Genomic DNA, 26,231 nt, shown 5'->3' on the forward strand with positions numbered 1-26,231 from the left:
CCGGTCGGCCGGCACTGTCCCGGTCGCGATCAGTACTGTCTGAGTAGACCGACCAGCTTGCCCTGCACCTTGACCCGGTCGGGGCCGAAGATCCGCGTCTCGTAGGCCGGGTTCGCCGGTTCCAGCGCGATCGAATGGCCCTTGCGCCGCAGCCGCTTCAGGGTCGCTTCCTGGTCATCCACCAGGGCGACCACGATCGAACCGTTCTCGGCGTTGTCGCACTGCCTGATGATGACGGTGTCGCCGTCCAGGATGCCGGCGTCGACCATCGAGTCGCCGGCGACCTCGAGGGCGTAGTGGTCGCCCCCGGTCAGCATCGAGGCCGGCACCGCGATCGAGTTGGACGGGTCGCGCAGGGCCTCGATCGGCGTGCCGGCGGCGATCCGACCGTACAGCGGGAGGTCGACGCTCTCCGGACCTTCACCGGGGGCCGGGGCGGGCACCGGCGGATCGCCGCGGAACGGGAAGTTCCCGGGAATGACGTTCGGCGCGAAGCCGCGGGCCGCCGGGCGATCGGGACGGGCCGACCGGACCGACAACTGGTCGGCGGTGCGCAGGACCTCGAGGGCGCGGGCGCGGTGGGCGAGGCGGCGGATGAAGCCGCGCTCCTCCAGCGCCGTGATCAGCCGGTGGATGCCGGACTTCGACTTGAGGTCGAGGGCGTCCTTCATCTCGTCGAAGGACGGCGACACGCCGGTCTCCTCGATCCGCTTCTGAATGAACGCCAGCAATTCGTGCTGCTTCTTGGTGAGCATCGCCCCTGCCTCCAGACCGGTCGCGCCGAACTTTCGCGCGAACAAAAACGGTACATGGACCGATGTTCTACTTTTGGTCCCATCGCGGGTCAAGCAGAATCAAGACCCTGGCAGTAAGTCCGGGGAGTTCGTCTCAGATCGAGAGGAACCCGGCGTCGAGCGGCAGGATCTCGACCCGGTCGCCGGCGCTGCGCGCCGGGTCGTGCGGCGGCCGGACCACCAGGCAGTCGGCCTCGGCGAGCCGGGACATCATCGAGCTGTCCTGCTTCACGAAGGGGGTGACCAGCCGGCGGCCGTCCGGCCCGGGCTCCGAGGTGGCCCGCATGTAGTCCTGGCGCCGGTCGTTCGGCTTCAGGTCGACCGCGAGAACCGCCTCGGCGGGTGCCGACGGGCCGGCGGCGAGGCCGAGCATCCGCTCCAGCGCCGGCCGCAGGAACACGGTCGCGCAGACCACGGTCGACACCGGGTTGCCCGGCAGGCCGAGCATCGGGACCGCCCCCAGATGTCCGAAGATCAGCGGCTTGCCCGGGCGCATGGCGATCTTCCAGAACCCGACCCTGAGGGCGTCTGCGCCGAGCGAGCCGTCGCCCAGCGCTTCCTGCACCAGGTCGTGCCGGCCGACCGAGGCGCCGCCGCTGGTGACCAGCAGGTCGGCACCGCGGGCGCCGGCCGCCAGCGCCCGCAGCGCGTCCCGGTCGTCCGGCGCGATGCCGAGATCGACGGCCTCGCCGCCGACCGCCCGGACCACGGCGGCCAGGGCATAGGCGTTGGACGACACGATGCTGGTCGACTCGACCAGTTCGCCGGGCCGGACGATCTCGTCGCCGGTCGACAGGATCGCCACCCGCGGGCGCCGGGTGACGGCGATCCACGGCACGTTCATGGCGGCGGCCAGGCCGATGTCGCGGGCGGTGAGCCGGCGGCCGGCCGGCACCCCGACGTCGCCGGTCCTGAAGTCCAGCCCGGCGCGCCGCACGAAGGTGCCGGCCGGCGCGCCCTCGCGGACCGTGATCGCGGCGCCGTCGGCCTCGGCCGAGGCGTCGACGTCCTCCTGCAGCACGATGGCGTCGGCGCCGTCCGGCACCGGGCCGCCGGTGAAGATCCGGACCGCCTCGCCGGGGCCGAGAATTCCGGGGTAGCGGCCACCGGCCGGGGCCGAGCCCACCCGCCGCAGCGTTGCCGGGACGGTGGCGACGTCGGCCGCCCGCACCGCGTAGCCGTCCATTGCCGAGACGTCGACCGGCGGCTGGGTCCGGCGCGCCCGGATCGGCTCGGCCGTGACCCGGCCGAGGGCATGGGACACCGGCACCATCTCGGCCGGCAGCGGCGCCAGCGCGCTCAGGATGCGCTCCAGCGCCTGCTCGACCGGCAGCAGGTCACTCGCCACGGAAGTCCCCCGACTTGCCGCCGGCCTTGTGCACCAGCCGGACGTCGCCGATCCGCATGGTGCGGTCGACCGCCTTGACCATGTCGTAGACCGTCAGCGCCGCCACCGACACCGCGGTCAGCGCCTCCATCTCGACCCCGGTCCGGCCCTTCAGGCGGCAGGTCGCCTCGATGTCGACGGCGTTGCGGGCGCCGTCGATCGCCAGGTCGACCGCCACCGAGGTGAGGGCGAGGGGATGGCACAGCGGGACCAGGTCGGGCGTCCGCTTGGCGCCCATGATGCCGGCCAGCCGGGCGACCGATAGCACGTCGCCCTTCTTCACGCCGCCGCTGCGGATCAGCGCGATGGTGTCGGCCGAGCAGTAGACAGAGCCGCGCGCGGTCGCGGTCCGCTCGGTCTCCTGCTTGCCGCCGACGTCGACCATCCTCGCGTGGCCGGCATCGTCGAAATGGGTCAGGTCGCTCATGGTGCCGGCACCGGGTCGGGGGTCAGGCCACGGCGCCGACCGGATCGGCCAGCAGCGCGCGGGTGGCGGCGGTGACGTCGGGCTGCCGCATCAGCGACTCGCCGACCAGGAAGCAGCGGGCCCCGACCTTCGCCATGCGGGCCAGGTCGGCCGGGTGGTTCAGGCCGCTCTCGGCCACCAGCATGCGGTCGGCGGGCACCCGCGGCGCCAGCGCCTCGGTGGTGGCGAGGTCGGTCTTCATGGTCTTCAGGTTGCGGTTGTTGACCCCGAGCAGCGGCGACTTCAGGGCGAGCGCCCGGTCGAGCTCGGCGGCGTCGTGCACCTCGACCAGCACGTCCATGCCCCAGGCGACGGCGGCATCCTCCAACTCCAGCGCCTGGGCGTCGGACAACGCCGCCATGATCACCAGGATGCAGTCGGCGCCCAGCGCCCGGGCCTCGGCGACTTGCCAGGGGTCCAGCATGAAGTCCTTGCGCAGGGCGGGCAGGGCGGTCGCGGCGCGGGCGGCGACCAGATAGGAATCGGCGCCCTGGAAGTACTTCTCGTCGGTCAGGACCGACAGGCAGGTTGCGCCGCCGGCGGCATAGGCCCGCGCCAGCCAGGGCGGGTCGAAGTCGGCGCGGATCAGGCCCTTCGACGGCGACGCCTTCTTGATCTCGGCGATCAGGCCGTAGCCGCCGCCGGAGGCCCGGCGGAGCGCCGCCGCGAAGCCGCGCGGGGCATCCGCGGCGCGGGCCGCCGCCTCGACCTCGGCGAGCGGGCGGGCGGCCTTGCGCGCCGCGATCTCGGTGCGCTTGTGCGCGCAGATCTCCGCCAGCACGTCGCTCATGGGGGCCGGGCTCACGTCGCCGGGCTCCGGTTGGTGATCGCCACCAGGGCTTCCAGCTTGGCCTTCGCCCTGCCGCCGTCGATGATCTCCGCGGCCATCGCCACGCCGCCCTTCATGTCCGCCGCCCTGCCGGCGACGATCAGCGCGCCGGCGGCGTTCATCAGCACGATGTCGCGATACGGGCCGGGCACGCCGTCCAGCACGGCCCTGAGCGCGGTGGCGTTGTGCTCCGGGTCGCCGCCGCGCACCTGGTCGAGGGTCGCGCGCGGCAGGCCGGCGTCCTCCGGGCTGATCTCGAAAGTCTCGATCCGGCCGTCCTGCAGCGAGGCGACGGTGGTGATACCGGTGGTGGTGATCTCGTCCAGGCCGTCGCCGTGCATCACCCAGGCCCGCTCGGAGCCGAGCTTCAGCAGGGTCTCGGCCATCGGCACCACCCAGTCCTTGGAGAACACGCCGATCAGCTGGTGCCGGACCCCGCCGGGGTTGGAGAGCGGGCCGAGGATGTTGAAGATCGTGCGGGTGCCGAGCTCGACCCGGGTGCCGCCGACATGGCGCATGGCGCTGTGGTGGCGCGGCGCCATGAAGAAGCAGATGCCGGCCTCGTCGAGGGCGGCCTTCACCAGGCTCATGTCGCAGTCGATGTTGACGCCCAGATGGGTCAGCACGTCGGCCGCCCCGGCCCGCGACGACAGCGCCCGGTTGCCGTGCTTCGCCACCACCACGCCGGCCCCGGCCACCACGAACGCCGCCGCGGTCGAGATGTTGTAGGTCTTGGTGCCGTCGCCGCCTGTGCCGACGGTGTCGATCGCGCCGACCGGGGTCGGGATCCGCAGCATCTTGGCCCGCATGGTGCGGGCGGCCCCGGTGATTTCCGCCACCGTCTCGCCGCGCACCCTGAGCGCCATCAGGAAGCCGCCCATCTGCGACGGGGTGGCGTTGCCCGACATGATGATGTCGAAGGCCAGCTCGGCCTCGGTCTCGGTCAGCGTCGTGCCGTCCGCCACGCGGGCGAGCAGCGCCTTCATATCCTGGATGTCACCGGTCATTTTCGTCTTCAGCCGTCGGTCCCGGTCCGTTTCAGGCGCGCCTCGATCTCCTCGACGGGCTGGATCGGGGTGCCGTTGAAGCCGGCGAGACGCAGGAAGTTGGCAAGCAGTCGATGGCCATGCTCGGAGGCGATGCTCTCCGGATGGAACTGGACGCCCCAGCACGGGTAGTCACGGTGCTTCAGCCCCATGATCACCCCGTCGTCGGTCCAGGCCGTCTTGTCCAGCACGCTCGGCCATCGCTCGTCGCCCACGACCAGCGAGTGATACCGGGTCACGTCGAAACTGCGCGGCAGGCCCTCGAACAGGCCCTGGCCGTCGGTGTGCACCGTCGAGACCTTGCCGTGCATCGGCACCGGGCCTCGCCGCACCACGCCGCCGAACACCTGGCCCATGGTCTGGTGGCCCAGGCAGACGCCCAGCATCGGCACCTTCGGCGCCAGCCGCTCGACCAGCTCGACGCAGATGCCGGCCCGGTCCGGATCGCAGGGGCCCGGCGAGATCACGATGCCCTGCGGGTCCATGGCCTCGATCTGGTCGACGGTGATCCGGTCGTTGCGATGCACCTCGAACCGCGCACCGAGCTCCCCGAGGAAGTGGTACAGGTTGTAGGTGAAGCTGTCGTAGTTATCGATCAGAAGAAACATTTCAGCGGCTTGTCAAAGTTTGTTAACATTGCGGCGCAACGAGATCACGCTACCTTATCAACCCGATCACCGGCACGGAAGCGACAAGGATGGCGAGGCGACAGCGCCCGCAGAGCGGTCATCGGCGGTCGAAGCCGGCGCGTCCCGCGTGGCGACGCGCGGCGTTCGCGTTGTCCGGGGCCGTCGTCCTGTTCGGGGCCGGAATCGGTCTCGGCGCCTGGATCGCCCGGCCGTCCACGGAACCGGCGCGCACCGCCGTGTCGCCGGGCCCGTCGGCCGTCCGGTCGACGACCGTGGCCACGGCTCCGCAGCGACCCGCACCGGCAGTCGCGACACCGGTCGCGCCGGCGGTTCCGCTGCCGCGTCTGGCCGCCGTCGCCCCCGCCGTCCCGTTGCCGGTGACGCCGGCCGTGCCCGAGGGCGCGGCCGCCGCGCCCCGGCTGCAGGCTCCGGCCGCTTCCGGCGAGGCGGCCGATTCCCGCGAGGCGCCGGCCTGGCAGCGCTACGCGGCGGCGGCCGAGCCGGCCGAGGGCCGCCCGATGATCGCCATCGTCCTGGACGACCTCGGAATCGACAAGCGTCGCGGCCGGCGGGCGATCGAGCTGCCGGCGCCGGTGACGCTCGCCTTCCTGCCCTACGCCACCGAGCTTGAGGAGCAGACCGTGCTGGCCCGCCAGCGCGGCCACGAACTGCTGGTTCACGTGCCGATGCAGCCGCACGGCCACAACTCGGATCCCGGCCCGAACGTGCTCGACGTCGACCTCGGCGTCGCCGAGCTGCGCGGCCGCATCGCCTGGAACCTGAAGCAGTTCGACGGCTATGTCGGCGTGAATAACCACATGGGCAGCCGCTTCACCGAGAGCGAGGACGGCATGCGGTTGGTCGCGGAGGCCATGCGCGACCGCGGCCTGCTGTTCCTGGACTCGCTGACCTCGGGCCGGAGCGTCGGCGAGCAGGAGGCGCGCGCCGCCGGGGTTCCGACCACCCGCCGCGACGTGTTCCTGGACAACACCGACACCGCCGCCGAGGTCGAATTGCGGCTGGCGCAGACCGAGCGAGTCGCCCGCGAGACCGGCAGCGCGATCGCCATCGGCCATCCCCGCGACGCCACCCTGAATGTGCTGGAGGCCTGGATCCCGAAAGCCCGCGCCGCCGGTTTCGTGATCGTGCCGCTGACCGCGGTCGTCGCGGCCCGGGCCGCCGCAGGCCTGCAGCAGGCCAGACGCTAGGGAGGGGGCCTTGGCTGCGAACGACACCGTTGCCTGGCACTGGTACCGCTGGGACGACCTGGACCGCGACCTGCTGTACGAGCTGCTGCGCGCCCGCCAGGACGTGTTCGTGGTCGAGCAGGACTGTGCGTATCCCGACCTCGACGGCAAGGATGCCATGGCCTGGCACCTGATCGGCCGCGACCGGCCGGATGCCACCGCACCGCTGCTGGCCTCGGCCCGGGTGTTCGCGCCCGGCGACTACTATCCAGAGGCGGCGATCGGCCGGATCCTGACGTCGCGGGAGGGCCGAGGCCGCGGGCTCGGCCGGGCGATCATGGTCGAGTGCCACCGCTTCGTCGCCGAGCGCTTCGATGCCGGGGTCCGGCTCAACGGCCAAGCCTACCTCAAGGATTTCTACGAGGGCCTCGGCTACCGGGTAGTGAAGGGCCCCTACGACGAGGACGGCATCCCGCACTACGAGATGCTGAGGCCGCGTTGACCCGGCCGGACAGTTCGGCCGACGCCGAAGCATCGGCGCCTGGCCGGGCATAGTCTCGGCCTCATGGACAGCGTTTCCCTGATCGATCCAGCGACCCTGGCCCTGGTGGTCGGCGTTCTCCTCCTGGCCGGCACCGTCAAGGGCGTCGTCGGGCTCGGCCTGCCGACGGTGACCTTGGCGCTGCTGACCGCCACCATCGGGCTGGAGGCGGCGGTCGCGATCATGCTGCTGCCGTCGCTGGTCACCAATCTCTGGCAGGCGCTGGCCGGCGACGGCTTCGCGGTGCTGCTGCGGCGGCTGTGGCCGTTCCTGGCGGCGCTCGCCGCCGGCACCGTGCTGGCCAGCGCCGCGCCCACGCTGATCGCGATTCCGATCCTGACCATGGTGCTGGGGTTGTCGATCGCGGCGTACGGCGCGCTCGGCCTGGCGACCCCGCCCTGGTCGGTGCCGCCGCGCTGGGAGCGGCCGCTGTCGCCGCCGATGGGGCTTGCCACCGGGATCCTCACCGGCATGACCGGGTCGTTCGTGATCCCCGCGGTGCCCTATCTGCAGGCCCTCGGCCTGCCGCGCGACCGCCTGGTGCAGGCCATGGGCATGACCTTCCTGGTCGCGACCGTCTCGCTCGGCGTCGGACTCGGCGGCCACGGGCTGCTTCCGGGTAGCCTGGCATTGCTGTCGGCCGTTGCGGTGCTGCCGGCGCTGCTCGGCATGGAGATGGGGCGCCGGTTGCGCGGCCGTCTGTCGGAACGCCGCTTCCGGCAGGCGCTGTTCACGGCGCTGCTGCTGCTCGGCCTGTGGATCCTGGCGAAGCCCTGGATATGAGCGGCGCGAGGCGCTAGCCTCCGCCGCCATGGACGCATCGACCCCGCCTGCCGCCCCCCGGATCCCGCTGCCCGTCGAGCCCGCGAACGCGGTCGAGGAGGCGGTGTCCCAGCGTCGCTCGGTGCGCGCCTTCCTGGACACCCCGGTGCCGCGGGAAACCATCGAGCGGATCCTGGCGCTGGCGGCACGGGCGCCGTCCGGCACCAACATGCAGCCCTGGAAGGTGCATGTGCTGACCGGGGCGGCCCGCGACCGGCTGTGCGACGCCGTGGTCGCCGCCTTCGACGGGCCCGAGAAGCACGACAACGAATGGGCCTACTATCCCAAGGAGTTCCGCGAGCCGTATTTGGCGCGCCGCCGCAAGGTCGGCTGGGACCTGTACGGGCTGCTCGGCATCGCCCGCGGCGAGGCGGAACGCATGCACGCCCAGCACGGCCGCAACTTCCGGTTCTTCGACGCGTCGGTCGGGATGATCTTCACGATCGACCGGCACCTGGAGATCGGCTCCTGGCTGGACTACGGCATGTTCCTGCAGAACGTCATGATCCTGGCCCGCAGCCATGGCCTGGAGACCTGTCCGCAGGCCGCCTTCGCCGCCTACCACAAGGTGATCCGCGCCGAGTTGGCCCTCGACGACGAGCAGGTGGTGGTCGGCGGCCTTTCGCTCGGATACGCCGACTGGTCGGCGGTAGAGAACACCCTGGTCACCGAGCGCGTCCCGCTCGAGGACTTCGTGACGTTCCGGGAGTAGGGCCCGGCGTCTACATCAGTCCGGGTCGTTGCGCGCCAGGTCCTTCGCCAGCCGTTCCGCCGCCGCCTGCAGCGGTTCCAGCAGCGTCGCGACCGCGCGTTCCGGGGTCAGGGCGTTCAGCAGGTACAGGGTGTTCATGGCGGCGTAGACCCGGCCGTCGCGCATGATCGGCACGCCGATGCTGGAGATCATGTCGTCGTATTCCCGCGACGCGTAGCTCGGCGACATCTCGGCATAGCCGCGCTCGCGGATTCCGGCGAATGCCCGCTCCGCCTCGGCCGGGTTGCGGGCCAGGTCGTTCCATGGCGCCGGGTCGTCGGCCATGCGGGCCAGGAACGCCTCGCGCTCGGCCGTCCCGCAATGCGCCATGTAGGACAGCCCGAGGCTGGTGCCGAGCACCGGCGCCCGGTAGCCGGGCCGGCGGTTCAGGAACATCGGCCCGGGCTCGCGCGAGGTCTCCACCACCAGCATGGAATCGTGGTCGAACAGGGCCACGTCCGACGGCCAGCCGACCGTCGTGCGGAACGCCGCCAGCGCCGGCGCGACGATGGTCCCGACCGCCCGGTGGCGATCGTAGCCGGCGCTGAGCTGCAGGGTCTTGCCGGTGACCTGCCAGCTGCGGCGGTCGTCGTCGCGCACCACGAAGCCGGCATGCTCCAGGGTCTCCAGCATCCGCAGGATCGTGGACTTGTCGAAGCCGGTGAGGCGGTGGATCTCGGCCAGCGACGCGCGGCTGCCGAGCCGGCTGGTCGCCGCCAGCACCTCGAGGCCGCGCAGGGTGGCGGTGACCGGGCGATAGCTGGGCATGCGCGCACCGTGCCGTTGCCAGACAGGGTGGCTCTACGATATTTCAACAGATGAGAAAAGCTTTCATTTACTTGGATCGGTGCGGCGCTAAGGTGCGGGCGCATTCCGGCTCGGGAGGAGACCACCGTGGATTTCAGGCTGACCGACGACCAGCAGCGCCTGCGCGACACCGCGCGCGCCTTCGCGACCGGCGAGATGACCGAGGTCGCCAAGCGGTTGGAGGCCGAGGACGAGGCGCTGCCGAAGGAGTGGATCCAGCGCTACGCCGAAATGGGCTTCCTCGGCATCAACGTCGCCGAGCAGTATGGCGGGCTGGGCCTCGGCAACCTTGAGGCGCTGATCGTGCTCGAGGAGTTCGCCAAGGTGTCGCCGGCGGTGGCGTTCCCGATCTTCGAGAGCGCCGTCGGCCCGGTGCGGGCGGTCGAGCACTTCGCCGGGTCGGCGCTGGCGAAGCGGGTAGTCCCGCAGGTCTGTTCCGGCGACCTGGTGTGCGCCGTCGCGATGTCGGAGCCGGACGCCGGCACCGCGCTGACCGACCTGAAGACCAAGGCGGTCGAGGACGGCGACCACTTCGTCCTGAACGGCCAGAAGCGCTGGTGCTCGGGCGGCGGCCATGCCGACGCCTATGTGGTCTACACCAAGCTGTCGGACGCGCCGGGCGCAAAGGGCATCGGCGCGCTGTACGTAGAGAAGGGCATGGCCGGCGTGTCGTTCGGCGAGCGCGAGCGGCTGATGGGGTTCCGCGGTATCCCGTCGGCCGACATCTTCTTCGACGACGTGCGGGTCCCGAAGGACAACCTGATCGTCCCGGCCGGCGGCTTCCGCCAGCTGATGGAGGCGTTCGACCTGGAGCGCTGCGGCAACGCCACCATGTGCCTGGCGATCGCCCAGGCCGCCCTCGACCAGGCGCTGGCCTATGTCCAGGAGCGCAAGGCGTTCGGCAAGGCGCTGGTCGAGTTCCAGGCGGTGCAGATGAAGCTGGCCGAGATGGCGATGCGGGTCGAGGCCTCGCGGCTGCTGATCTGGCGGGCCGCCAAGAACGCCGAGGACGGCCTGCCGAGCGTTCTCGACAGCTCGCTCGCCAAGTGCTTCGCTAATGAGATGGTGCGCGACGTCGCCGGGGCCGGGCTGCAGGTGATGGGCGCCTACGGCTACGCGAAGGAGTACGGCATGGAGCAGAAACTTCGCGACGCCTGGGGCTGGGGCATCGCCGGCGGCGCCATCGACATCCAGAAGACCAACATCGCGGCGGCGCTGGTCGGCCGGCGCTTCGACCAGCGGCGGTGACCGGGAGCGCGTCCATGTTCCTGCCGCTGTCCGGGCTGCGGGTGATCGACATCACGTCGATCATCTACGGGCCCTATGCCACCCAGATCCTGGGCGACCTGGGCGCCGACGTGATCAAGGTCGAGCCACCCGAAGGCGACGCCACCCGGGTGCTCGGCCCGGCCCGCAACCCGGGCATGGCGGCGGTCTATCTCGGCTCCAACCGGAACAAGCGCAGCCTGGTGCTGGACCTGAAGAAGCCGGCTGCCAAGGAGGCGTTGTGGCGGCTGGTCGACGGCGCCGACGCCCTGGTCCACAACATGCGGCCGCAGAAGATGGCGGCGTTCGGCTTCGACCCGGACGCCGTGATGGCGCGCAACCCGAAGATCGTCTACGGCGGGCTGCACGGCTACCGAGAGGACGGACCCTATGCCGGGCGGCCGGCCTATGACGACGTGATCCAGGGCGAGTCCGGCTTCGCCGGCACCTTCACCGCCCGCGACGGCGCGCCGGTCCTGGCCCCGACCATCGTCGCCGACAAGAGCGCGGCGCTGCTGGCCAGCACCGGGCTGGTGGCGGCGCTGTTCCAGAAGTTCCGCACCGGCAAGGGCGTCTACGTCGAGATCTCGATGTTCGAGAGCATGGTCGGCTACACCCTGGTCGAGCACCAGTCCGGCGCCACCTTCTCGCCGCCCGAGGGGCCGATGGGCTACGCCCGCGCGCTGTCGCGGCAGCGCCGACCGCACGCCACCAGCGACGGCTTCATCTGCATGCTGCCCTACACCGACAAGCAGTGGGGCCGGTTCTGGGAGATGGTCGGGACGCCGGAGCGCTCGGCTGAACCGCGCTTCGAGAGCATCGCCGCCCGGTCGCGCAACATCGACGAGCTGTACGCCATCGCCGGCGCCGAGGTGATCAAGCGGACCACCGCGGAATGGCTCGACGCGCTGCGCGCCGCCGAGATCCCCTGCGGCCCGGTGAATACCCTGGAGGCCCTGCGCGACGACCCGCAGCTCCGGGCCATCGGGTTCTTCCGGCCGTTCCAGCACCCCAGCGAGGGCGCGCTGGAGATCCCGGACAGCGCGTTCCGCTTCGACCGCCAGTCGCTGCCGGTGCGGCACCACCAGCCGCGGCTCGGCGAGCAGAGCCGCGAGGTGCTGCGCGAGGCCGGGCTGAGCGAGGCCGAGATCGACGCGGCGTTGTAGGATCCAGGAAGAGACCTTCGGGAGAGAACGCATGAGCAAGGGACGCATCGCCGTCGTGACCGGTGGCGCCAGCGGGATCGGGCAGGCGACCGCCGAGAAGCTGGCGGCCGCCGGCGAGGTAGTGGTGATCGCCGACCGCAACGCCGAGGCCGCGGAGAAGGTGGCCGAGGACCTGCGGCGGACCGGTGCTGTCGCCCACGCCCGCGTCGTCGACGTGGCCGACGACAAGGCGGTCGAGGACCTGTTCGACGACGTCGAGCACGCGATCGGGCCGGTCGGCGCGGTGGTGCACTCCGCCGGCATCCTGCAGAACGCGGTGACCACCGAGCGCATGGACCGGGCCGAGGCCGACCGGGTGATGGACGTGAACTACCGCGGCACCTGGTCGGTCAACGTTGCCGCCGCCCGCCGCATGAAGGCGCGGCAGGCCGGCGCCATCGTCAATCTCGCCTCGATCAACAGCTTCGCGGTGATGCCGATCCCGGCCTACAACATCTCCAAGGTGGCGGTCCGGCACCTGACCGAGATCCTGGCCTGCGAGTACGGCATCCACGGCATCCGGGTGAACGCGGTGGCGCCGACCTACACCATCACCCCGGCGATCCAGGCGCGCATCGACAGCGGCCACCGCGACCCCGAGAAGATCAAGGATTCCGGGGCGCTCAAGATGCTGGTGTACCCGCGCCACATCGCCGACGGCATCGTCTTCCTGCTGTCCGACCAGGCCGCCGCGATCACCGGCGTCACGCTTCCGATCGACGCCGGCTGGACCGTCGCCCAGGCCTACAACGGCTATCCGGCGGCGATCGAGGGCTTCGGGCAGTAGGCGGCATCTCCCGGCGGCGAACGGTGTCGCCACGTCCCGGGCGGTTGCCGCGCCGGTCGCCGGGGCGCAGAATTCGGACGATCTTCGGGAGGATCCTGCCATGACCGACCTGCTGCCGAGCGTCGACGCCCTGGCCGCCCGGATTCCGGACGGTGCCAAGGTTGCGGTGCCGCCGGACTACACGCCCGGCGCCAACGCGCTGTGGCGCGCCGCGATCCGGCGTGGCGTGCGCGGCCTGCATCTGGTCGGCGTGCCGGTGTTCGGCTACCAGGGCGACCTGCTGATCGGCGCCGGCTGCGTGGCGGCCGCCGAGACCTCGGCGGTAACCCTCGGCGAGCACGGCCTGGCGCCGCGCTTCACCGCCGCCGTGAAGGCCGGGAGCATCAGGGTGCTCGACGCCACCTGCCCGGCGGTCCATGCCGGGCTGCAGGCGGCCGAGCGCGGCGCCCCGTTCAGCACCATGCGCGGCCTGATCGGCTCCGACATCCTGGCCCGTCGCGCCGACTGGAAGGTCATCGACAACCCGTTCGGCGAGAACGACCCGGTGGTCGCGATCCCGGCGCTGGCGCCCGACTTCGCGGTGTTCCACGCCCGCAAGGCCGACCGCCATGGCAACGTCTGGATCGGCGTGCGGCGCGAATGCATGCTGATGGCGCATGCCGCGCGCGACACCTTGGTGACGGTCGAGGAGATCGTCGACGGCGACCTGATCGCCGACGAGACCACGGCCGCCGGAACCATCCCGGCGCTGTACGTCACGGCGATGGCCGAGGCCAAGCAGGGGGCCTGGCCGCAGGCGGTGCCGGGCCACTACGGCGCCGACGACGATCATCTCGCGCATTACGCCGAGCTGGCGCGCACCGAGGAGGGGTTCCAGCGCTACCTCGCCGAGGTCGTACTCGGCCGGGAGGCGGCGGAATGACGGACGTCCGGCCCGAGGAGATCCTGATCGGGGCGATCGCCGGGATGCTGGCGGGGCTGCGCCATGTCGCGGTCGGCGCCTCGTCGCCGGTGCCGGGGGCGGCGGCGCTGCTCGCCAGTGCCAAGGGCGGCGGCGCGCCGCGTGTGTCGGTGCTGGGCTCGCGCGACAACAACTTCTTCACCGACGGCGGCAAGGAGCTGTTCGACTGCGCCGGGCAGGGGCGGATCGACGCGTTCTTCCTGAGCGGCGCCCAGATCGACGGCAGGGCCAACATCAACCTGGTGTCGATCGGCGACCCGGACCGCCCGAAGGCGCGGTTCCCTGGCTCTTTCGGCTCGGGTTATCTGTACTACGTGGTGCCGCGGGTGATCCTGTTCCGCCTCGAGCACACCGCGCGGACCCTGGTCGAGAAGGTCGACTTCGTGTCGGCGCCCGGCACCTCGGAGCCCAACGTCCATCGCCCGGGCGGCCCCTACAAGCTGATCACCGACCGCTGCCTGTTCGGCTTCGACAAGGCGCGCGCCCGCTTCACCCTGGAGAGCGTGCATCCCGGCCACAGCGTCGGGGAGATCGCCGAGAACACCGGCTTCGACTACGACGTGCCGGCCTCGGTGCCGGAGACCCCGGTGCCGGACGCCGCGACACTGGCGCTGATCCGCGGCCCCGTGGCCGAGCAGATCGCCGAGATCTACCCGGCCTTCGCGGAGCGGGTGTTCGGCGTCGCCAGGGCCGCATGACCTATCGGATCGCGTCGCGCTTGCCCGGCCCGGCCGCAGGCGCCACGATCCGCGTTCCGTAAGCCGTTCCTGCCTGCCAATCCACTCGGAGGACACCGTGGCCGACGCCACAGCATCCGGCGGCGCGCTCGCCGGTCTCAAGGTCATCGACTGCACCCGCGTGCTGGGCGGGCCGTACTGCACCCAGCTCCTGGGCGACCACGGGGCCGACATCGTGAAGATCGAGCCGCCGCAGGGCGACGAGGTGCGCGACTGGGGTCCGCCCTTCGACGACGGCGGCGACGCCAGCTACTTCCTGGGCGTCAACCGCAACAAGCGCTCGCTCGGCCTGGACCTCTCGACCGACAAGGGCAAGGAGGTGCTGCTGCGGCTGCTCGACGGCGCCGACGTGCTGATCGAGAACTACAAGCCGGGCTCGATGGAGCGCTGGGGGCTGGGCTACGAGGCGGTGCTGCGCGAGCGCTTCCCGAAGCTCGTCCACTGCCGGATCTCCGGCTTCGGCGAGGACGGGCCGTATGGTGGCTTTCCCGGCTACGACGGGATCATCCAGGCGATGGTCGGGCATTTCTCGGTGAACGGCGCGCCGGACGGCGGGCCGACCCGGCTGGGCCTCGCCATGGTCGACATCGGCACCGGCCTGTTCGCCTGCAACGCCATCATGATGGCGCTGTACGAGCGCCAGAAATCCGGCATCGGCCAGTATATCGACATGACCCTCTACGACTGCGGCTTGGCGCTGATGCACCCGCATGTCGCCAACTACTACCTGTCCGGCAAGGTGCCGAAGCAGACCGGCAACCAGCACCCGAACATCAGCCCCTACGACCTGTTCCCGACCAGGACCGTCGACGTGTTCGTCGCCGGCGGCAACGACCGGGCATTTCAGCGGCTGTGCAAGGAACTCGGCAAGCCCGAGCTGGGCGACGACCCGCGCTTCAGGTCGAACGGCGACCGGCTGACCAACCGCGACGAGCTGCGGGCCGAGCTCGAGGTGCTGCTGGCCGACGTCGACGGCAACGAGCTGACCGACCGGCTGCTGGCGGCCGGCCTGCCGATCGGGCCGGTGCGCAACACCGAGGAGGTGATGACGCACCCGCACACCATCCACCGGGAGATGGCGGTCGAGAAGGACGGCTACCGGTCCTGGGGCATCCCGATCAAGTTCCGGCGCACCCCGGGCTCGATCAAGAGCCGGCCGCCGCGCTTCGCCGAGCACGGCCGCAAGATCCTGGCCGAGCACGGTTTCTCGCCGGAGGAGATCGCCGGCCTGGCCGCCGAGGGTGTGGTGGTAGAGAAGCGTAGAAAGTAGCGTTAACAATAAAATATGGGGTTTCTTTAACCTCGATAGGGAGGCAGGTATGCCGAAGATCGCGATCCTGGACGACTATGCGAAGTCCGCGCTGGACATGGCCGACTGGGGCAGCCTGGCGGGGTTCCAGCCGGTTTCGTTCGACGACAACCTGGTCGAGCACGACGCCCTGGTCGACCGGCTCAAGGACTTCGAGGTGGTGTGCGCCATGCGCGAGCGCACGCCGTTCCCGGCGGCGGTGTTCGAGCGTCTGCCGAAGCTGAAGCTGTTCATCACCAGCGGCATGCGGAACAAGTCGGTCGACTTCGCGGCGGCCCGACGGCAGGGCGTGGTGTGCTGCGGCACCGAGACCTCCGGAACCAGCACCACGGAGCACACCTGGGCGCTGATCCTGGCGACCGCCCGGCACGTGCCGCACGACCACATGGTGATGCGCCAGGGCGGCTGGCAGACCCGCATGGCCTTCGACCTGGCCGGCAAGACCCTGGGCTGCGTCGGCCTCGGCCGGCTCGGCTCGGCGGTCGCGAAGATCGGCGCCAGCGCCTTCGGCATGAAGGTTATCGCCTGGAGCCAGAACCTGACCGCCGAGCGCTGCGCCGAGGTCGGGGCCGAACTGGTGTCCAAGGAGGAGCTGTTCGCGCGCTCCGACGTGGTGACCATCCACCTGCTGCTCTCGGACCGCACCACCGGCCTGGTCGGCGCCGGCGACCTGGCGCGGATGAAGCCTGGCGCGATCCTGGTCAACACCTCGCGCGGGCCGATCGTCGACGAGGCTGCGCTGCTGGAGACCCTGCGGGCCCGGCGGATCCGCGCCGCGGCCATCGACGTGTTCTCCAAGGAGCCGCTGCCGGCCGACGACCCGGTCCGCAGCCTCGACAACGTCGTCCTGACCCCGCACATCGGCTACGCCACCGAGGACACCTTCCGGCTGTTCTACGGCCAGATGGTCGAGGACATCGCGGCCTGGGCGAATGGCAGCCCGGTTCGTACAATCGACGGCTGAATAATCGCAACGCCGACCCGGAACCGGGCGGACAGTCGACCACGGGAGGCGACGATGGCTGAGCGCGTACTGGTGACCGGGGGCGCCCGCTCGATCGGGCGCGGCATCGTCGCCCGGCTGCTGCACGAGGAATACGAGGTGACGATCCTCGACCGCGAGGCCCCGGAGCCGTCGACCACCGCGCACTGGATCCAGGTCGACCTGATGGACGGCGAGGCGACCGACGCGGCGGTCCGCGAGGCGCTGGCCGACGGCCCGATCACCCGGGTGGTTCACAATGTCGGCCATGTCCGGCCGAACCAGGTGGACGAGACCCGGCTGGCGGATTTCGACGACGTCATGACCCTGAACGTCAAGACCGTGATCCGCATCACCCAGGCGCTGCTGCCCGGGATGCGGGCGGCGCATTCCGGGCGGGTCGTCGCGATCTCCTCGCGGGCGGCTCTCGGCAAGGAACTGCGATCCAGCTACGCGGCGTCCAAGGCGGCGCTGCACGGGCTGATGAAGACCTGGGCACTGGAACTGGCGCGCGACGGCATCACCGCCAACGCGGTCGCCCCCGGCAGCATCGAGACGCCGCTGTGGCACGCCGCCAACCCGTCGCAGGACCCGCGGACCCAGAAGATCCTGGAGTCGATCCCGGTCGGGCGGCTCGGGCAGCCCGAGGACATCGCCAATGCGGTGGCATTTTTTCTGGACCGCCGCTCGGGCTTCGTGACCGGGCAGGTTCTCTATGTCTGCGGCGGCCTGACGGTCGGCAGCGCCCGGGCATAGGCGGTCGCTATCGCTGTGATTGAAACTTTGGACTCATTCTAAAAGGCGCTTTCTGCCACCATATCGATCGTGCCCGGGATGGCACCCGGCAGTTGTCGATGGAGGCAGCCATGAATCTGCGCCCGAAGACTACCGCTTCCCCGAAGTCCCGCGAGGGCGAGGTCGTTCTGGACGCCGCGGACGGCCCGCGGGCGCCGTCGGGCACCCGCGGCTGGCAGGCTGTGGCCGCGCCGGACGGCTCGACGACCCTGTGGCGACGGCGTGGCCGGGTGGCGCGGGCACGCCTCGACCGGCTCGCCAATACATAGGCTGTCGTTATCGATCGCATAGAACGATCGGCATTCCTTTGACCGATCGGCTGTGCGACCAACGACAGGCCCGATCCCAGGCGCCGGCATCGGCCGCCTGCACGGACCCCAGTTCACTTGATCGCAACGGGAGGAAGACATGGACGGAAACGATCCTCGCAACGCCGGAAAATGCCCGGTGATGCATGCGCCCAACGTATCGGCGTGGGCGACCAACCGCGACTGGTGGCCGAACCAGCTGAACGTCAGGCTGCTGCGGCAGAACTCCCCGAAGTCGGATCCGATGGGCAAGGGCTTCAACTACGCCGAGGCGTTCAAGAAGCTCGACTATGCCGCCCTGAAGAAGGACCTCACCGCGCTGATGACGGAGTCGCAGGAGTGGTGGCCGGCCGACTACGGTCACTACGGCGGCCTGTTCATCCGCATGGCATGGCACGCGGCGGGAACCTACCGCACGGGCGACGGGCGCGGCGGTGCCGGCACCGGCCAGCAGCGCTACGCGCCGTTGAACAGCTGGCCCGACAACGGCAACCTGGACAAGGCGCGGCGGCTGCTCTGGCCGGTCAAGCAGAAGTACGGCAACAAGATCTCCTGGGCCGATCTCTACGTGCTGGCCGGCAACGTCGCGCTGGAGTCGATGGGCTTCAAGACCTTCGGGTTCGGCGGCGGCCGGGCCGACGTCTGGGAGCCGGAAGAGGACGTGTACTGGGGCGGCGAGAAGGAGTGGCTGGCGACCAGCGACAAGGCCGACAGCCGCTACTCCGGCGAACGTGATCTCGAGAACCCGCTTGCCGCCGTGCAGATGGGGCTGATCTACGTCAACCCCGAGGGCCCCGACGGCAAGCCGGATCCTCTGGCCTCGGCCAGGGATATCCGCGAGACCTTCGCGCGGATGGCCATGAACGACGAGGAGACCGTGGCGCTGACTGCCGGCGGCCACACCTTCGGCAAGGCCCATGGGGCCGGTCCGGCCTCGCATGTCGGCCCGGAGCCGGAGGGCGCGCCGATCGAGGCCCAGGGCTTCGGCTGGCTCAGCAGCTACAAGTCGGGCAAGCTCGACGACGCGATCACCAGCGGCATCGAGGGGGCGTGGACGCCGAACCCCACGAAGTGGGACAACGGCTACTTCGACATGCTGTTCGGCTACGAATGGGAGCTGGTGAAGAGCCCCGCCGGCGCCTGGCAGTGGCATCCGAAGGACGTCGACGAGGCGCACATGGCCCCGTCGGCCGGTGACCCCTCGAAGAAGGTCACCACCATGATGACCACCGCCGACATGGCGATGCGCATGGACCCGGCCTACGAGAAGATCTCGCGACGCTTCCATGCCAATCCGGACGAGTTCTCCGACGCCTTCGCCCGCGCCTGGTTCAAGCTGACCCACCGCGACATGGGGCCGGTCGCCCGCTACCTCGGCCCGGAGGTCCCGTCCGAGGAGCTGATCTGGCAGGATCCCGTGCCGGCGGTCGACCACAAGCTGGTCGACGCGAACGACGTCAAGAAGCTCAAGGCCGATATCCTGGCCTCGGGCCTGTCGGTAGCCGAGTTGGTCTCGACCGCCTGGTGCTCGGCCTCGACCTTCCGCGGCTCCGACATGCGGGGTGGCGCCAACGGCGCGCGTATCCGCCTGGCCCCGCAGAAGGACTGGGAGTCGAGCGAGCCCGAGCAGCTCCAGAAGGTGCTCGGCGTGCTCGACGGCATCCGGAAGTCGTTCAACGGCGCCCAGTCCGGCGGCAAGAAGGTCTCGCTCGCCGACCTGATCGTCCTGGCCGGCTCCGCCGGCATCGAGAAGGCCGCGACGGCCGCCGGGCACAGCGTGGAGGTTCCTTTCGCGCCCGGCCGCACCGACGCGACCCAGGAGCAGACCGACGTCGAGGCCTTCGGCGTGCTCGAGCCGATCGCCGATGCCTTCCGCAACTACGCGAAGGGCCAGTACACGGTGTCGCCCGAGGAACTGATGGTCGACAAGTCCCAGCTGCTGGGGCTGACCGCGCCCGAAATGACCGTACTGCTCGGCGGCATGCGGGCGCTGAACGCCAACTTCCAACGGTCGCAGGACGGGGTGTTCACCGACCGTCCGGAAAGCCTGACCAACGACTTCTTCGTCAATCTGCTCGACATGGGCACGGAGTGGTCGCCGGCACCGGGAAGCGAGGGCGTGTACCAGGGTCGCGACCGCAAGACCGGCGACGTCAAGTGGACCGGTACCCGCGTCGACCTGATCTTCGGCTCGAACTCGGAACTCCGGGCCCTGGCCGAGGTCTACGCCGCGGCCGACGCGAAGGACAAGTTCGTTGCCGACTTCGTGGCGGCCTGGACCAAGGTGATGAACGCCGACCGATTCGATCTCGCCTGAACGTCGGATCCTGAGACTGTCGCGAAGGGCCGCCCATCCGGGCGGCCCTTCGTCGTTCGGGCGCGTTGACAACCGGTGCGCGGCGATATTGAATTCAGAATTCCACAGGAGAGGCCTTTTGGAACTTCGCGCCCTCGACTCCCGGCCCGTGCTGATCGACCAGGTATACGAACGGCTGGTCGACGCGATCTCGGTCGGCTCGCTGCCGCCCGGTCATCGGTTGCGGCAGGAGCATCTGGCGGCGGATCTGGGCGTGTCGCGTCAGCCGGTAAGCCACGCACTGGCCATGCTGAAGAATGCCGGCCTCGCTGTCGAGCGCGGTGTGCGCGGCCTGGTGGTCGCCCCCGTCGATCCGGAGCGTCTGAACCAGCTGTTCCAGGTCCGTGCGGCGCTCGACGGCCTCGCCGCCGGGCTGGCGGCCGGACGGGTCGCCGCCGACCCGAGCCTGGACACCGCCGAGCTGCGGACCTGCATCGAGCATGGCCTGAGGGCCGAACTGGAGCGCGACATCGCCACCGCGGTCGACTGGGACATGCGGTTCCATAGCGCGGTCAACGCGCTGTCGGGCAACCCCGTGCTGTCGGAGGTCACGGAAGCCCAGCGGCCGCAGATCCGCCGGGTGATGGTGGTCATCAAGTTCGACCCGGCGATCGCCGAGCGGATCTGGCAGGAACATGCGGCGATCGCCGACGCGATCTGCCGCGGCGACTCCGAACGGGCCGGGATCCTGGCCCGCGACCATGCCTTGAAGGCGGGCGAAGAGACCCGCCAACGGCTCATCGACCAGGCGCGCGCGAACGCCGCCAAGGTCAAGCGAGGGACGAAACGCGATGAAACTCGATCAAAGCCAGCTCGAACGGTTTCATAAGGAAGGCTATCTCTTCCTGCCGAACACCTTCACCGCCGACGAGGTCGCGGTGCTGCGCCGGCGCGCCGATGCGATCTTCAGGATGGACCGCGAGGAGGTCTGGCGCGAGACCAGCGGCGTCGCCCGCACGGCGTTCGCCGCCCATACCTACGACGACGGCTTCCGCAGGCTGGGCGCGCATCCGCGGCTGGTCGAGCCGGTCATGCAGCTGCTGGACGGCCCGGTCTACATGCACCAGTTCAAGATCAACGCCAAGGCGGCGTTCGACGGCGAGGTCTGGCAGTGGCACCAGGACTTCGGCACCTGGCACCGCGACGACGAGATGCCGGAGCCGCGCGCCATGAACATCGCGCTGTTCCTGGACGAGGTCTCGGCGGTCAACGGCCCGCTGATGTTCATTCCCGGCAGCCATTCCGCCGGCACGCTGGCCGCCGGCCACGACCTGGAAAGCACCAGCTATCCGCTGTGGACCCTGTCGCGCGATGAGGTCACCCGGCTGGCGAACGAGGGCGGCTGCGTGGCGCCGACCGGAGCGCCCGGGTCGGTCATCATGTTCCACGGCAACCTGGTGCATGCCAGCCCGCCGAACATCAGCCCGTTCCCGCGCACGATCGTCTATCTGAGCCTGTGCCACGTGGACAACCACATCCGCGCCTTCAAGCGCAAGGAGTGGATCGCCCACCGCGACTTCACGCCGATCGAGCCGCTGCCGGACGACTGCCTGGCCGAACTCGCCGCCAAGGAACGCCAGGCCGCCTGAGCCGGGTACGGAGGAAGACATGAACCTGTCCCGCATGCTCGCCAAGCGGGCCGAGGACGGCAATCCGGTCCGGGTCGGGATCATCGGGGCCGGCAAGTTCGGCGCCATGTACCTGTCCCAGGCCCGGCTGACCAAGGGCACCCACATCCTCGGCATTGCCGACCTGGACGTCGCCCGGGCCAGGGACCAGCTGCGCCACATCGGCTGGGAGGCCGAGCGTTATGCCGCCACCGGTTTCGACGACGCCCGCCGGAACGGCAGCACCTTCGTCACCGACAATGCCGAGGCGCTGATCCGGGCCGACGGACTGGAGGTGCTGATCGACGCCACCGGCGACCCGGCGGTCGGCATCAAGCACTGCCTGCTGGCGATCGAGAACGGCCGCCACGTGGTGATGGTCAACGTCGAGGCCGACGTGGTGGCGGGGCCGCTGCTGGCCGCCGAGGCCGAGGCCGCCGGCGTGGTCTACTCCATGGCCTGGGGCGACCAGCCGGCGCTGATCAGCGAGCATGTCGACTGGGCGCGTTCGGTCGGCTTCAAGGTGGTGTGCGCCGGCAAGGGCACGCGCTACCTGCCGCGCTACCACCAGTCGACGCCGGACACGGTGTGGGAGAATTTCGGCTTCGACCTGGAGATGGTGAAGCGCGGCCGGATGAACCCGAAGATGTTCAACAGTTTCATCGACGGCACCAAGTCCGGCATCGAGATGGCGGCGGTCTGCAACGCCACCGGCCTGCGGCCGCAGGCCGACGGCCTGCACTTCCCGCCGTCGTCGCGGCTCGAACTGGCCGAGGTCTGCAAGCCGCGGTCGGCGGGCGGCCAGGTCGACTTCGCGGGCACCACCGAGGTGGTGTCGTCGCTGTACCGCGACGGCTCGGAGGTCCCGGTGCACCTGCAGTTCGGCACCTATGTGGTGATCGAGGCCGAGACCGACTACGCGACCTACTGTTTCGAGGAGTACCGGATGCTCCACGACAGCTCGTACCGCTACGCCGCCCTGTATCGCCCGACCCACATGATCGGGCTGGAACTCGGCGTGTCGGTGGCGTCGGCGGCGCTGCGCAACGAGCCGACCGGCAGCCCGATCGGGTTCTTCGCGGACGTGGTGGCGACCGCCAAGCGCGACCTGAAGGCCGGCGAGATGCTGGACGGCGAGGGCGGCTACTGCGTGTGGGGCCGGCAGACCCCGGCCGACACCTCGCTGCAGAACGGCTACCTGCCGCTCGGCCTGGCCCACAACGTCAAGCTGCTGCGCGACATCAGGCAGGGCGAGCCGCTGGCCTGGGCCGACGTGGTGGTCGACGAGACCAGCCAGGCGGTCAGGGTCCGGCGCGCGATGGAGGCCCGCTTCGCCCGCCCGAACGCGCGGGCGGCGGAGTAGGGGCAGGCGCGTGGCTCCGTGGGTTCCGGATCTGCCGCGCCGAGGCGGCGCGCCCGTCCGGAATGACGAAGTTGGAGAACATGCAGACCATACCCCGTCATTCCGGACCGGATCGCCGCAGGCGAGACGGAGCCGGAACCCACCCACCGTCTTGATGCTAAAGGATGTGCAGCACCGCCTCCGGCGGGCGGCCGAGGGCGACCCGGTCGCCGTTCACGACGATCGGCCGCTCGATCAGGATCGGGTGCTCGACCATCGCCATGACCAGTTCGCCGCGGGTGAGCGCCGGATCGTCCAGGTTCAGTTCCTTGAACGGCGCCTCCTTTCGGCGCATCAGGTCGCGCGGTTGCATGCCCATGGCGCGCAGCAGCCCGTCGAGCACGACCGCCGACGGCGGGTGCTTCAGGTATTCGACGATCTCCGGGTCGAGCCCGCGGTCGCGCAGCAGCTGCAGGGTCTGGCGCGATTTCGAGCAGCGCGGGTTGTGGTAGATGCGGAGGGTCATCGGTGGCGCTCCCGGCAACGGTTTCGGTCAATCTAGCAAGGCCGGCGCCGCCGGCCTATGGTCGGCTCGCCATGACCGAGGTCATTCCCATCCAGACCGACCGGCTGGTCCTGCGCGCCTGGCGCGACGAGGACCGGGCCCCGTTCGCAGCGCTGAATGCCGACCCGGAAGTGATGCGCTACTTCCCGAAGCCGCTTAGCCGTGCGGAGAGCGACGACCTGGTCGACCGGATCGCCGCGCGGATGTCGGAGAACGGCTGGGGCTGGTACGCGGTCGAGGTCAAGGGCGGGCCGGCCTGCATCGGCATGGTCGGCCTGAACGTGCCGCATTACCCGGTCCCGGGCGGCCCCAGCGTGGAGGTCGGATGGCGGCTATCGCGCGAGAGTTGGGGCAAGGGCTATGCCACCGAGGCGGCGGCGGGCTGCCTCGACTACGGGTTCGGCCGGCTCGGCCTGCCGGAGATCGTCGCCTTCACCGCGGTCGCCAATACCCCGTCGCGCGCCGTGATGGAACGGCTCGGCATGGTCCGGGACCCGGATGCCGACTTCGACCACCCGCTGCTGGCGGAAGGCCATCCGCTGCGCCGGCACGTGCTGTACCGGCAGACGGCCGAGCGCTGGGCGGGACTCAGCGCCCGGTGAACTTCGCCGGCCGCTTCTCCAGGAAGGCGTTCACGCCCTCGCCGTAGTCCTGCGAGAACCCGCATTCGCGCTGCAGGTCGCGCTCCATGGCGAGCTGCGTGTTCAGGTCGTTGCCGAGGGCCGAGCGCATCAGCCGGCGGGTGCCGACCACCGCCTTCGGCGGCAGCGCTGCCAGCCGCTCGGCCAGGGCCAGGCTGGCTGCCGGCAGCTCGGCGAATTCCACCACCTGCCAGGCCACGCCCCAGGCCTGCAGCTTCTCGGCGTCGATCGGCTCCATGGTCAGGGCGGCGGCCAGCGCGCGGCCCTCGCCGATCAGGCGCGGCAGGTGGTGGGTGACGCCGGCGTCCGGCACCAGGCCGATGCGCGCGAACGAGATCACCATCGAGGCCGAGCGGGCCGCCACCATGACGTCGCCGGCCAGCGCCAGGCCGGCCCCGGCGCCGGCCGCCACGCCGTTCAGGGCGGTAACGATCGGCATCGGCAGGTCGCGCAGCCGGCGGACCAGCGCGTTGTAGCTCTTCTCCAGGCCGGCGCCGAGATCGCGCACCGGCCGGCCGTCCTTCGGCGGCGTGCGCGCCGACAGGTCCTGGCCGGAGCAGAACGCGCGGTCGCCGGTCCCGGTCAGGATCAGACCGCGGGCGCCGTCGTCGCGCTCCAGGGCGGCCAGGGCCTCGCGCAGCTCGGCATGCACCTGGTCGTTGACGGCGTTGCGCTTCTCCGGCCGGTCGAGCGCGATCCGGGTGATCGCGCCGATCCGCTCGACGGTGATGGTCTCGTAGCTCATGGCTGCCTCGGGTTCGGTTACCGGTCGAGCGTAGCCCGCCGGAAGTTCAGACGCACGAAGGTGACGCCGGGGGTCGCCTGGTCGGCGTCGTGGGTGCTGCGGGCGATCTCCTCGAAGCCGTGACGTGCCATCTCGGCGCTGACCCGGTCCGGATCGCAGTCGTGCATCGGCCGGTCGGCCGGTGACGGGCCCTGGCGCAACGCCATCGACACCGCGGCACCGGGGGCGGCCAGTTCTCCCAGCGCGGCACAGGCGCGGTCGCGATCGGCCGGCGGCACGTGCATCCAGACCGCGTTCACCAGGATGAAGGCGAAGCGCTCATCGCGGGCCCGCACCGCCGCCAGATCCGGCAGCCGGTCGTCGACCCACTCCACCGGTGCGTCCGGGAACAGCCGGGCCGCCTCGGCCCGCATCCCGGCGGACGGCTCGACCGCCACGACCCGGTAGCCGCGCTCGGCCAGGCCGGCCGCATGCACGCCACTGCCGGCCCCGACGTCGAGCACCGGGCCGGGCGGCGCCGGCAGGATGTCGGCATGCCGCCTTATGAATCGCTCGGCCCCGAGGCTGGCATAGCGGGGCGCCAGCACCGCGGCGGCGCGGTCGTAGTCGGCGATCGCATCCTCGACGGTCGGCCCGCTCATGCGTCGATCCCTTCGGTCCATGTTGCTTCCGAGCCACGGTGGCAGCGTGCTACGAATTCCGGCATGAGGGGAGCCTAGCCGAAGTGGCGTCGATGCCCATTACCGAAGCGGACCTCGCGCATGTCGAGGACGACCGGTTCCGCCGGTTGGCGGCCTACTGGCTGGCGGCGCGCGACGGTGCCCTGCTGCCGACGGTCGAGGCGATCGATCCGAGCCGGTTTGCCAACCTGCTGGAGCAGGTCTGGCTGTGCGCGGTCGAGGACAATCCGCGCGCGTTCCGCTATCGAATCGCCGGCGACCACATCCGTGCCGCCTATTCGGGCCCTCTGGTCGGCCGTACCCTGGCCGAGATCACCGAGGCGGCCGTCATCGACCGGGTGATGGCGTATTTCAACCGGGTGGCCGACCTGCCGGCGATCGCCCACATCGTCGGCCGGATCTACACCGAGGACACCCGCCCGGCGCGCGGCGAGCGGCTTATGCTGCCGTTCGCCGACTCGCAGACCGGCCGCGTCACCAGGATCCTCGGGGCCACCGTGCATTCCTGGGAGTCGCGCGGCATCGGGCCGGGCGAGGTGCCGATCCGCCAGGTGCGGACCTTCACCCCGGTCGACGGTTCCCCGGCCTGGTGCGAAAGCTGGCTGTAGCGCGGCCTCGGCGGTTCGTGACCGGGACGCGTCGGGGCGGCGGGTGGATTCCGGAGCCGGACGCTCACGCGTCCCCTC

Annotated in this window: 29 protein-coding genes; 19 read left to right on the top strand and 10 right to left on the bottom strand. The window is 70.6% G+C overall.

Annotated features, from left to right (window positions below; all coding sequences use genetic code 11):
* Window positions 1–29: 29 nt before the first annotated feature.
* From lexA to RIC31_RS23400, 6 genes are all read right to left on the bottom strand, one after another.
* Window positions 30–755: a transcriptional repressor LexA gene (gene lexA, locus RIC31_RS23375; protein ID WP_350113769.1), complete on the bottom strand. Its 726-nt coding sequence runs from the start codon at window positions 753–755 to the stop codon at window positions 30–32.
* Window positions 756–888: 133 nt separating this feature from the next.
* Window positions 889–2,142 (bottom strand): molybdopterin molybdotransferase MoeA, encoded by a 1,254-nt coding sequence (locus RIC31_RS23380; protein WP_502990143.1) that lies wholly within the window; start codon window positions 2,140–2,142, stop codon window positions 889–891.
* On the bottom strand, window positions 2,132–2,608 hold the full coding sequence (gene moaC, locus RIC31_RS23385) for a cyclic pyranopterin monophosphate synthase MoaC (protein WP_350113772.1): 477 nt from the start codon (window positions 2,606–2,608) through the stop codon (window positions 2,132–2,134). Before moaC ends, RIC31_RS23380 begins: the two co-directional genes overlap by 11 nt.
* 22 nt (window positions 2,609–2,630) lie before the next feature.
* Window positions 2,631–3,437, bottom strand: coding sequence for an indole-3-glycerol phosphate synthase TrpC (trpC, locus tag RIC31_RS23390; RefSeq protein ID WP_350115210.1), 807 nt, complete (start codon window positions 3,435–3,437; stop codon window positions 2,631–2,633).
* 11 nt (window positions 3,438–3,448) lie between these two features.
* Complete coding sequence (gene trpD, locus RIC31_RS23395; RefSeq protein ID WP_350113775.1) at window positions 3,449–4,483, bottom strand: anthranilate phosphoribosyltransferase; 1,035 nt, start codon at window positions 4,481–4,483, stop codon at window positions 3,449–3,451.
* Between the two features lie 8 nt (window positions 4,484–4,491).
* The gene (locus RIC31_RS23400; protein WP_350113777.1) at window positions 4,492–5,130 is read right to left on the bottom strand and encodes an anthranilate synthase component II; all 639 of its coding nucleotides are present in this window, start codon (window positions 5,128–5,130) and stop codon (window positions 4,492–4,494) included.
* Between the two features lie 410 nt (window positions 5,131–5,540).
* Here RIC31_RS23400 and RIC31_RS23405 point away from each other — a divergent pair, with 410 nt between their 5' ends.
* The 4 genes from RIC31_RS23405 (at window position 5,541) to RIC31_RS23420 (ending at window position 8,413) form a co-directional block, all read left to right on the top strand.
* Entirely contained in the window at window positions 5,541–6,359 is an 819-nt protein-coding gene (locus RIC31_RS23405) for a divergent polysaccharide deacetylase family protein (RefSeq protein WP_350113780.1), read from the top strand.
* 10 nt (window positions 6,360–6,369) lie between these two features.
* The gene (locus tag RIC31_RS23410; protein ID WP_350113782.1) at window positions 6,370–6,840 is read left to right on the top strand and encodes a GNAT family N-acetyltransferase; all 471 of its coding nucleotides are present in this window, start codon (window positions 6,370–6,372) and stop codon (window positions 6,838–6,840) included.
* Between the two features lie 63 nt (window positions 6,841–6,903).
* Window positions 6,904–7,662, top strand: a complete 759-nt coding sequence (locus RIC31_RS23415; RefSeq protein ID WP_350113785.1) for a sulfite exporter TauE/SafE family protein — start codon at window positions 6,904–6,906, stop codon at window positions 7,660–7,662.
* 28 nt (window positions 7,663–7,690) lie between these two features.
* Entirely contained in the window at window positions 7,691–8,413 is a 723-nt protein-coding gene (locus RIC31_RS23420) for a nitroreductase (protein ID WP_350113788.1), read from the top strand.
* Between the two features lie 15 nt (window positions 8,414–8,428).
* Here the strand turns inward: RIC31_RS23420 and RIC31_RS23425 are convergent, their stop codons facing one another.
* On the bottom strand, window positions 8,429–9,220 hold the full coding sequence (locus RIC31_RS23425; protein WP_350113791.1) for a helix-turn-helix domain-containing protein: 792 nt from the start codon (window positions 9,218–9,220) through the stop codon (window positions 8,429–8,431).
* Between the two features lie 126 nt (window positions 9,221–9,346).
* Between RIC31_RS23425 and RIC31_RS23430 the strand changes: the two genes are divergently transcribed.
* The 13 genes from RIC31_RS23430 to RIC31_RS23490 all read left to right on the top strand — a co-directional run bounded on the left by RIC31_RS23430 (window position 9,347) and on the right by RIC31_RS23490 (window position 22,935).
* Entirely contained in the window at window positions 9,347–10,507 is a 1,161-nt protein-coding gene (locus RIC31_RS23430; RefSeq protein ID WP_350113794.1) for an acyl-CoA dehydrogenase family protein, read from the top strand.
* A gap of 14 nt (window positions 10,508–10,521) precedes the next feature.
* Window positions 10,522–11,691 (top strand): CaiB/BaiF CoA transferase family protein, encoded by a 1,170-nt coding sequence (locus RIC31_RS23435; protein WP_350113797.1) that lies wholly within the window; start codon window positions 10,522–10,524, stop codon window positions 11,689–11,691.
* 31 nt (window positions 11,692–11,722) lie between these two features.
* Complete coding sequence (locus RIC31_RS23440) at window positions 11,723–12,517, top strand: SDR family NAD(P)-dependent oxidoreductase (protein WP_350113800.1); 795 nt, start codon at window positions 11,723–11,725, stop codon at window positions 12,515–12,517.
* Window positions 12,518–12,617: 100 nt separating this feature from the next.
* Window positions 12,618–13,439, top strand: a complete 822-nt coding sequence (locus RIC31_RS23445; protein ID WP_350113802.1) for a CoA transferase subunit A — start codon at window positions 12,618–12,620, stop codon at window positions 13,437–13,439.
* A complete protein-coding gene (locus RIC31_RS23450; RefSeq protein ID WP_350113805.1) occupies window positions 13,436–14,176 on the top strand; it encodes a CoA-transferase in 741 nt (246 codons plus the stop codon). The genes RIC31_RS23445 and RIC31_RS23450 overlap by 4 nt, the downstream gene beginning before the upstream one ends.
* A 97-nt stretch (window positions 14,177–14,273) precedes the next feature.
* Window positions 14,274–15,485, top strand: a complete 1,212-nt coding sequence (locus RIC31_RS23455) for a CaiB/BaiF CoA transferase family protein (protein ID WP_350113809.1) — start codon at window positions 14,274–14,276, stop codon at window positions 15,483–15,485.
* A 49-nt stretch (window positions 15,486–15,534) separates the two neighbouring features.
* Entirely contained in the window at window positions 15,535–16,488 is a 954-nt protein-coding gene (locus RIC31_RS23460; protein WP_350113812.1) for a D-2-hydroxyacid dehydrogenase family protein, read from the top strand.
* Between the two features lie 54 nt (window positions 16,489–16,542).
* Window positions 16,543–17,262, top strand: a complete 720-nt coding sequence (locus RIC31_RS23465; RefSeq protein ID WP_350113815.1) for an SDR family NAD(P)-dependent oxidoreductase — start codon at window positions 16,543–16,545, stop codon at window positions 17,260–17,262.
* A 110-nt stretch (window positions 17,263–17,372) separates the two neighbouring features.
* Window positions 17,373–17,570, top strand: a complete 198-nt coding sequence (locus tag RIC31_RS23470; protein WP_350113818.1) for a hypothetical protein — start codon at window positions 17,373–17,375, stop codon at window positions 17,568–17,570.
* A gap of 139 nt (window positions 17,571–17,709) precedes the next feature.
* Entirely contained in the window at window positions 17,710–19,926 is a 2,217-nt protein-coding gene (gene katG, locus RIC31_RS23475; RefSeq protein ID WP_350113821.1) for a catalase/peroxidase HPI, read from the top strand.
* 118 nt (window positions 19,927–20,044) lie between these two features.
* Window positions 20,045–20,794, top strand: coding sequence for a GntR family transcriptional regulator (locus tag RIC31_RS23480; RefSeq protein ID WP_350113823.1), 750 nt, complete (start codon window positions 20,045–20,047; stop codon window positions 20,792–20,794).
* Window positions 20,757–21,554, top strand: a complete 798-nt coding sequence (locus RIC31_RS23485) for a phytanoyl-CoA dioxygenase family protein (protein WP_350113826.1) — start codon at window positions 20,757–20,759, stop codon at window positions 21,552–21,554. Before RIC31_RS23480 ends, RIC31_RS23485 begins: the two co-directional genes overlap by 38 nt.
* Window positions 21,555–21,573: 19 nt before the next feature.
* On the top strand, window positions 21,574–22,935 hold the full coding sequence (locus tag RIC31_RS23490; RefSeq protein ID WP_350113829.1) for an NAD(P)H-dependent oxidoreductase: 1,362 nt from the start codon (window positions 21,574–21,576) through the stop codon (window positions 22,933–22,935).
* A gap of 157 nt (window positions 22,936–23,092) precedes the next feature.
* Here RIC31_RS23490 and arsC read toward each other — a convergent pair whose 3' ends face one another.
* Window positions 23,093–23,440 (bottom strand): arsenate reductase (glutaredoxin), encoded by a 348-nt coding sequence (gene arsC / locus RIC31_RS23495; RefSeq protein ID WP_350113832.1) that lies wholly within the window; start codon window positions 23,438–23,440, stop codon window positions 23,093–23,095.
* A gap of 2 nt (window positions 23,441–23,442) precedes the next feature.
* On the opposite strand from arsC, the gene RIC31_RS23500 reads away from it, so the two are divergent.
* Window positions 23,443–24,081 (top strand): GNAT family N-acetyltransferase, encoded by a 639-nt coding sequence (locus tag RIC31_RS23500; RefSeq protein WP_350113835.1) that lies wholly within the window; start codon window positions 23,443–23,445, stop codon window positions 24,079–24,081.
* On the opposite strand, the gene RIC31_RS23505 is transcribed toward RIC31_RS23500, so the two are convergent.
* Both RIC31_RS23505 and RIC31_RS23510 read right to left on the bottom strand, forming a co-directional pair.
* Complete coding sequence (locus tag RIC31_RS23505) at window positions 24,068–24,865, bottom strand: enoyl-CoA hydratase-related protein (RefSeq protein ID WP_350113838.1); 798 nt, start codon at window positions 24,863–24,865, stop codon at window positions 24,068–24,070. The genes RIC31_RS23500 and RIC31_RS23505 overlap by 14 nt on opposite strands.
* A gap of 17 nt (window positions 24,866–24,882) precedes the next feature.
* Window positions 24,883–25,506: a class I SAM-dependent methyltransferase gene (locus tag RIC31_RS23510; protein WP_350113841.1), complete on the bottom strand. Its 624-nt coding sequence runs from the start codon at window positions 25,504–25,506 to the stop codon at window positions 24,883–24,885.
* A gap of 92 nt (window positions 25,507–25,598) precedes the next feature.
* Between RIC31_RS23510 and RIC31_RS23515 the strand changes: the two genes are divergently transcribed.
* On the top strand, window positions 25,599–26,153 hold the full coding sequence (locus RIC31_RS23515) for a PAS domain-containing protein (RefSeq protein ID WP_350113844.1): 555 nt from the start codon (window positions 25,599–25,601) through the stop codon (window positions 26,151–26,153).
* The last annotated feature ends 78 nt before the right edge of the window (window positions 26,154–26,231 follow it).

It is taken from the genome of Thalassobaculum sp. (assembly GCF_040219615.1).
GTDB lineage: Bacteria > Pseudomonadota > Alphaproteobacteria > Thalassobaculales > Thalassobaculaceae > Thalassobaculum_A.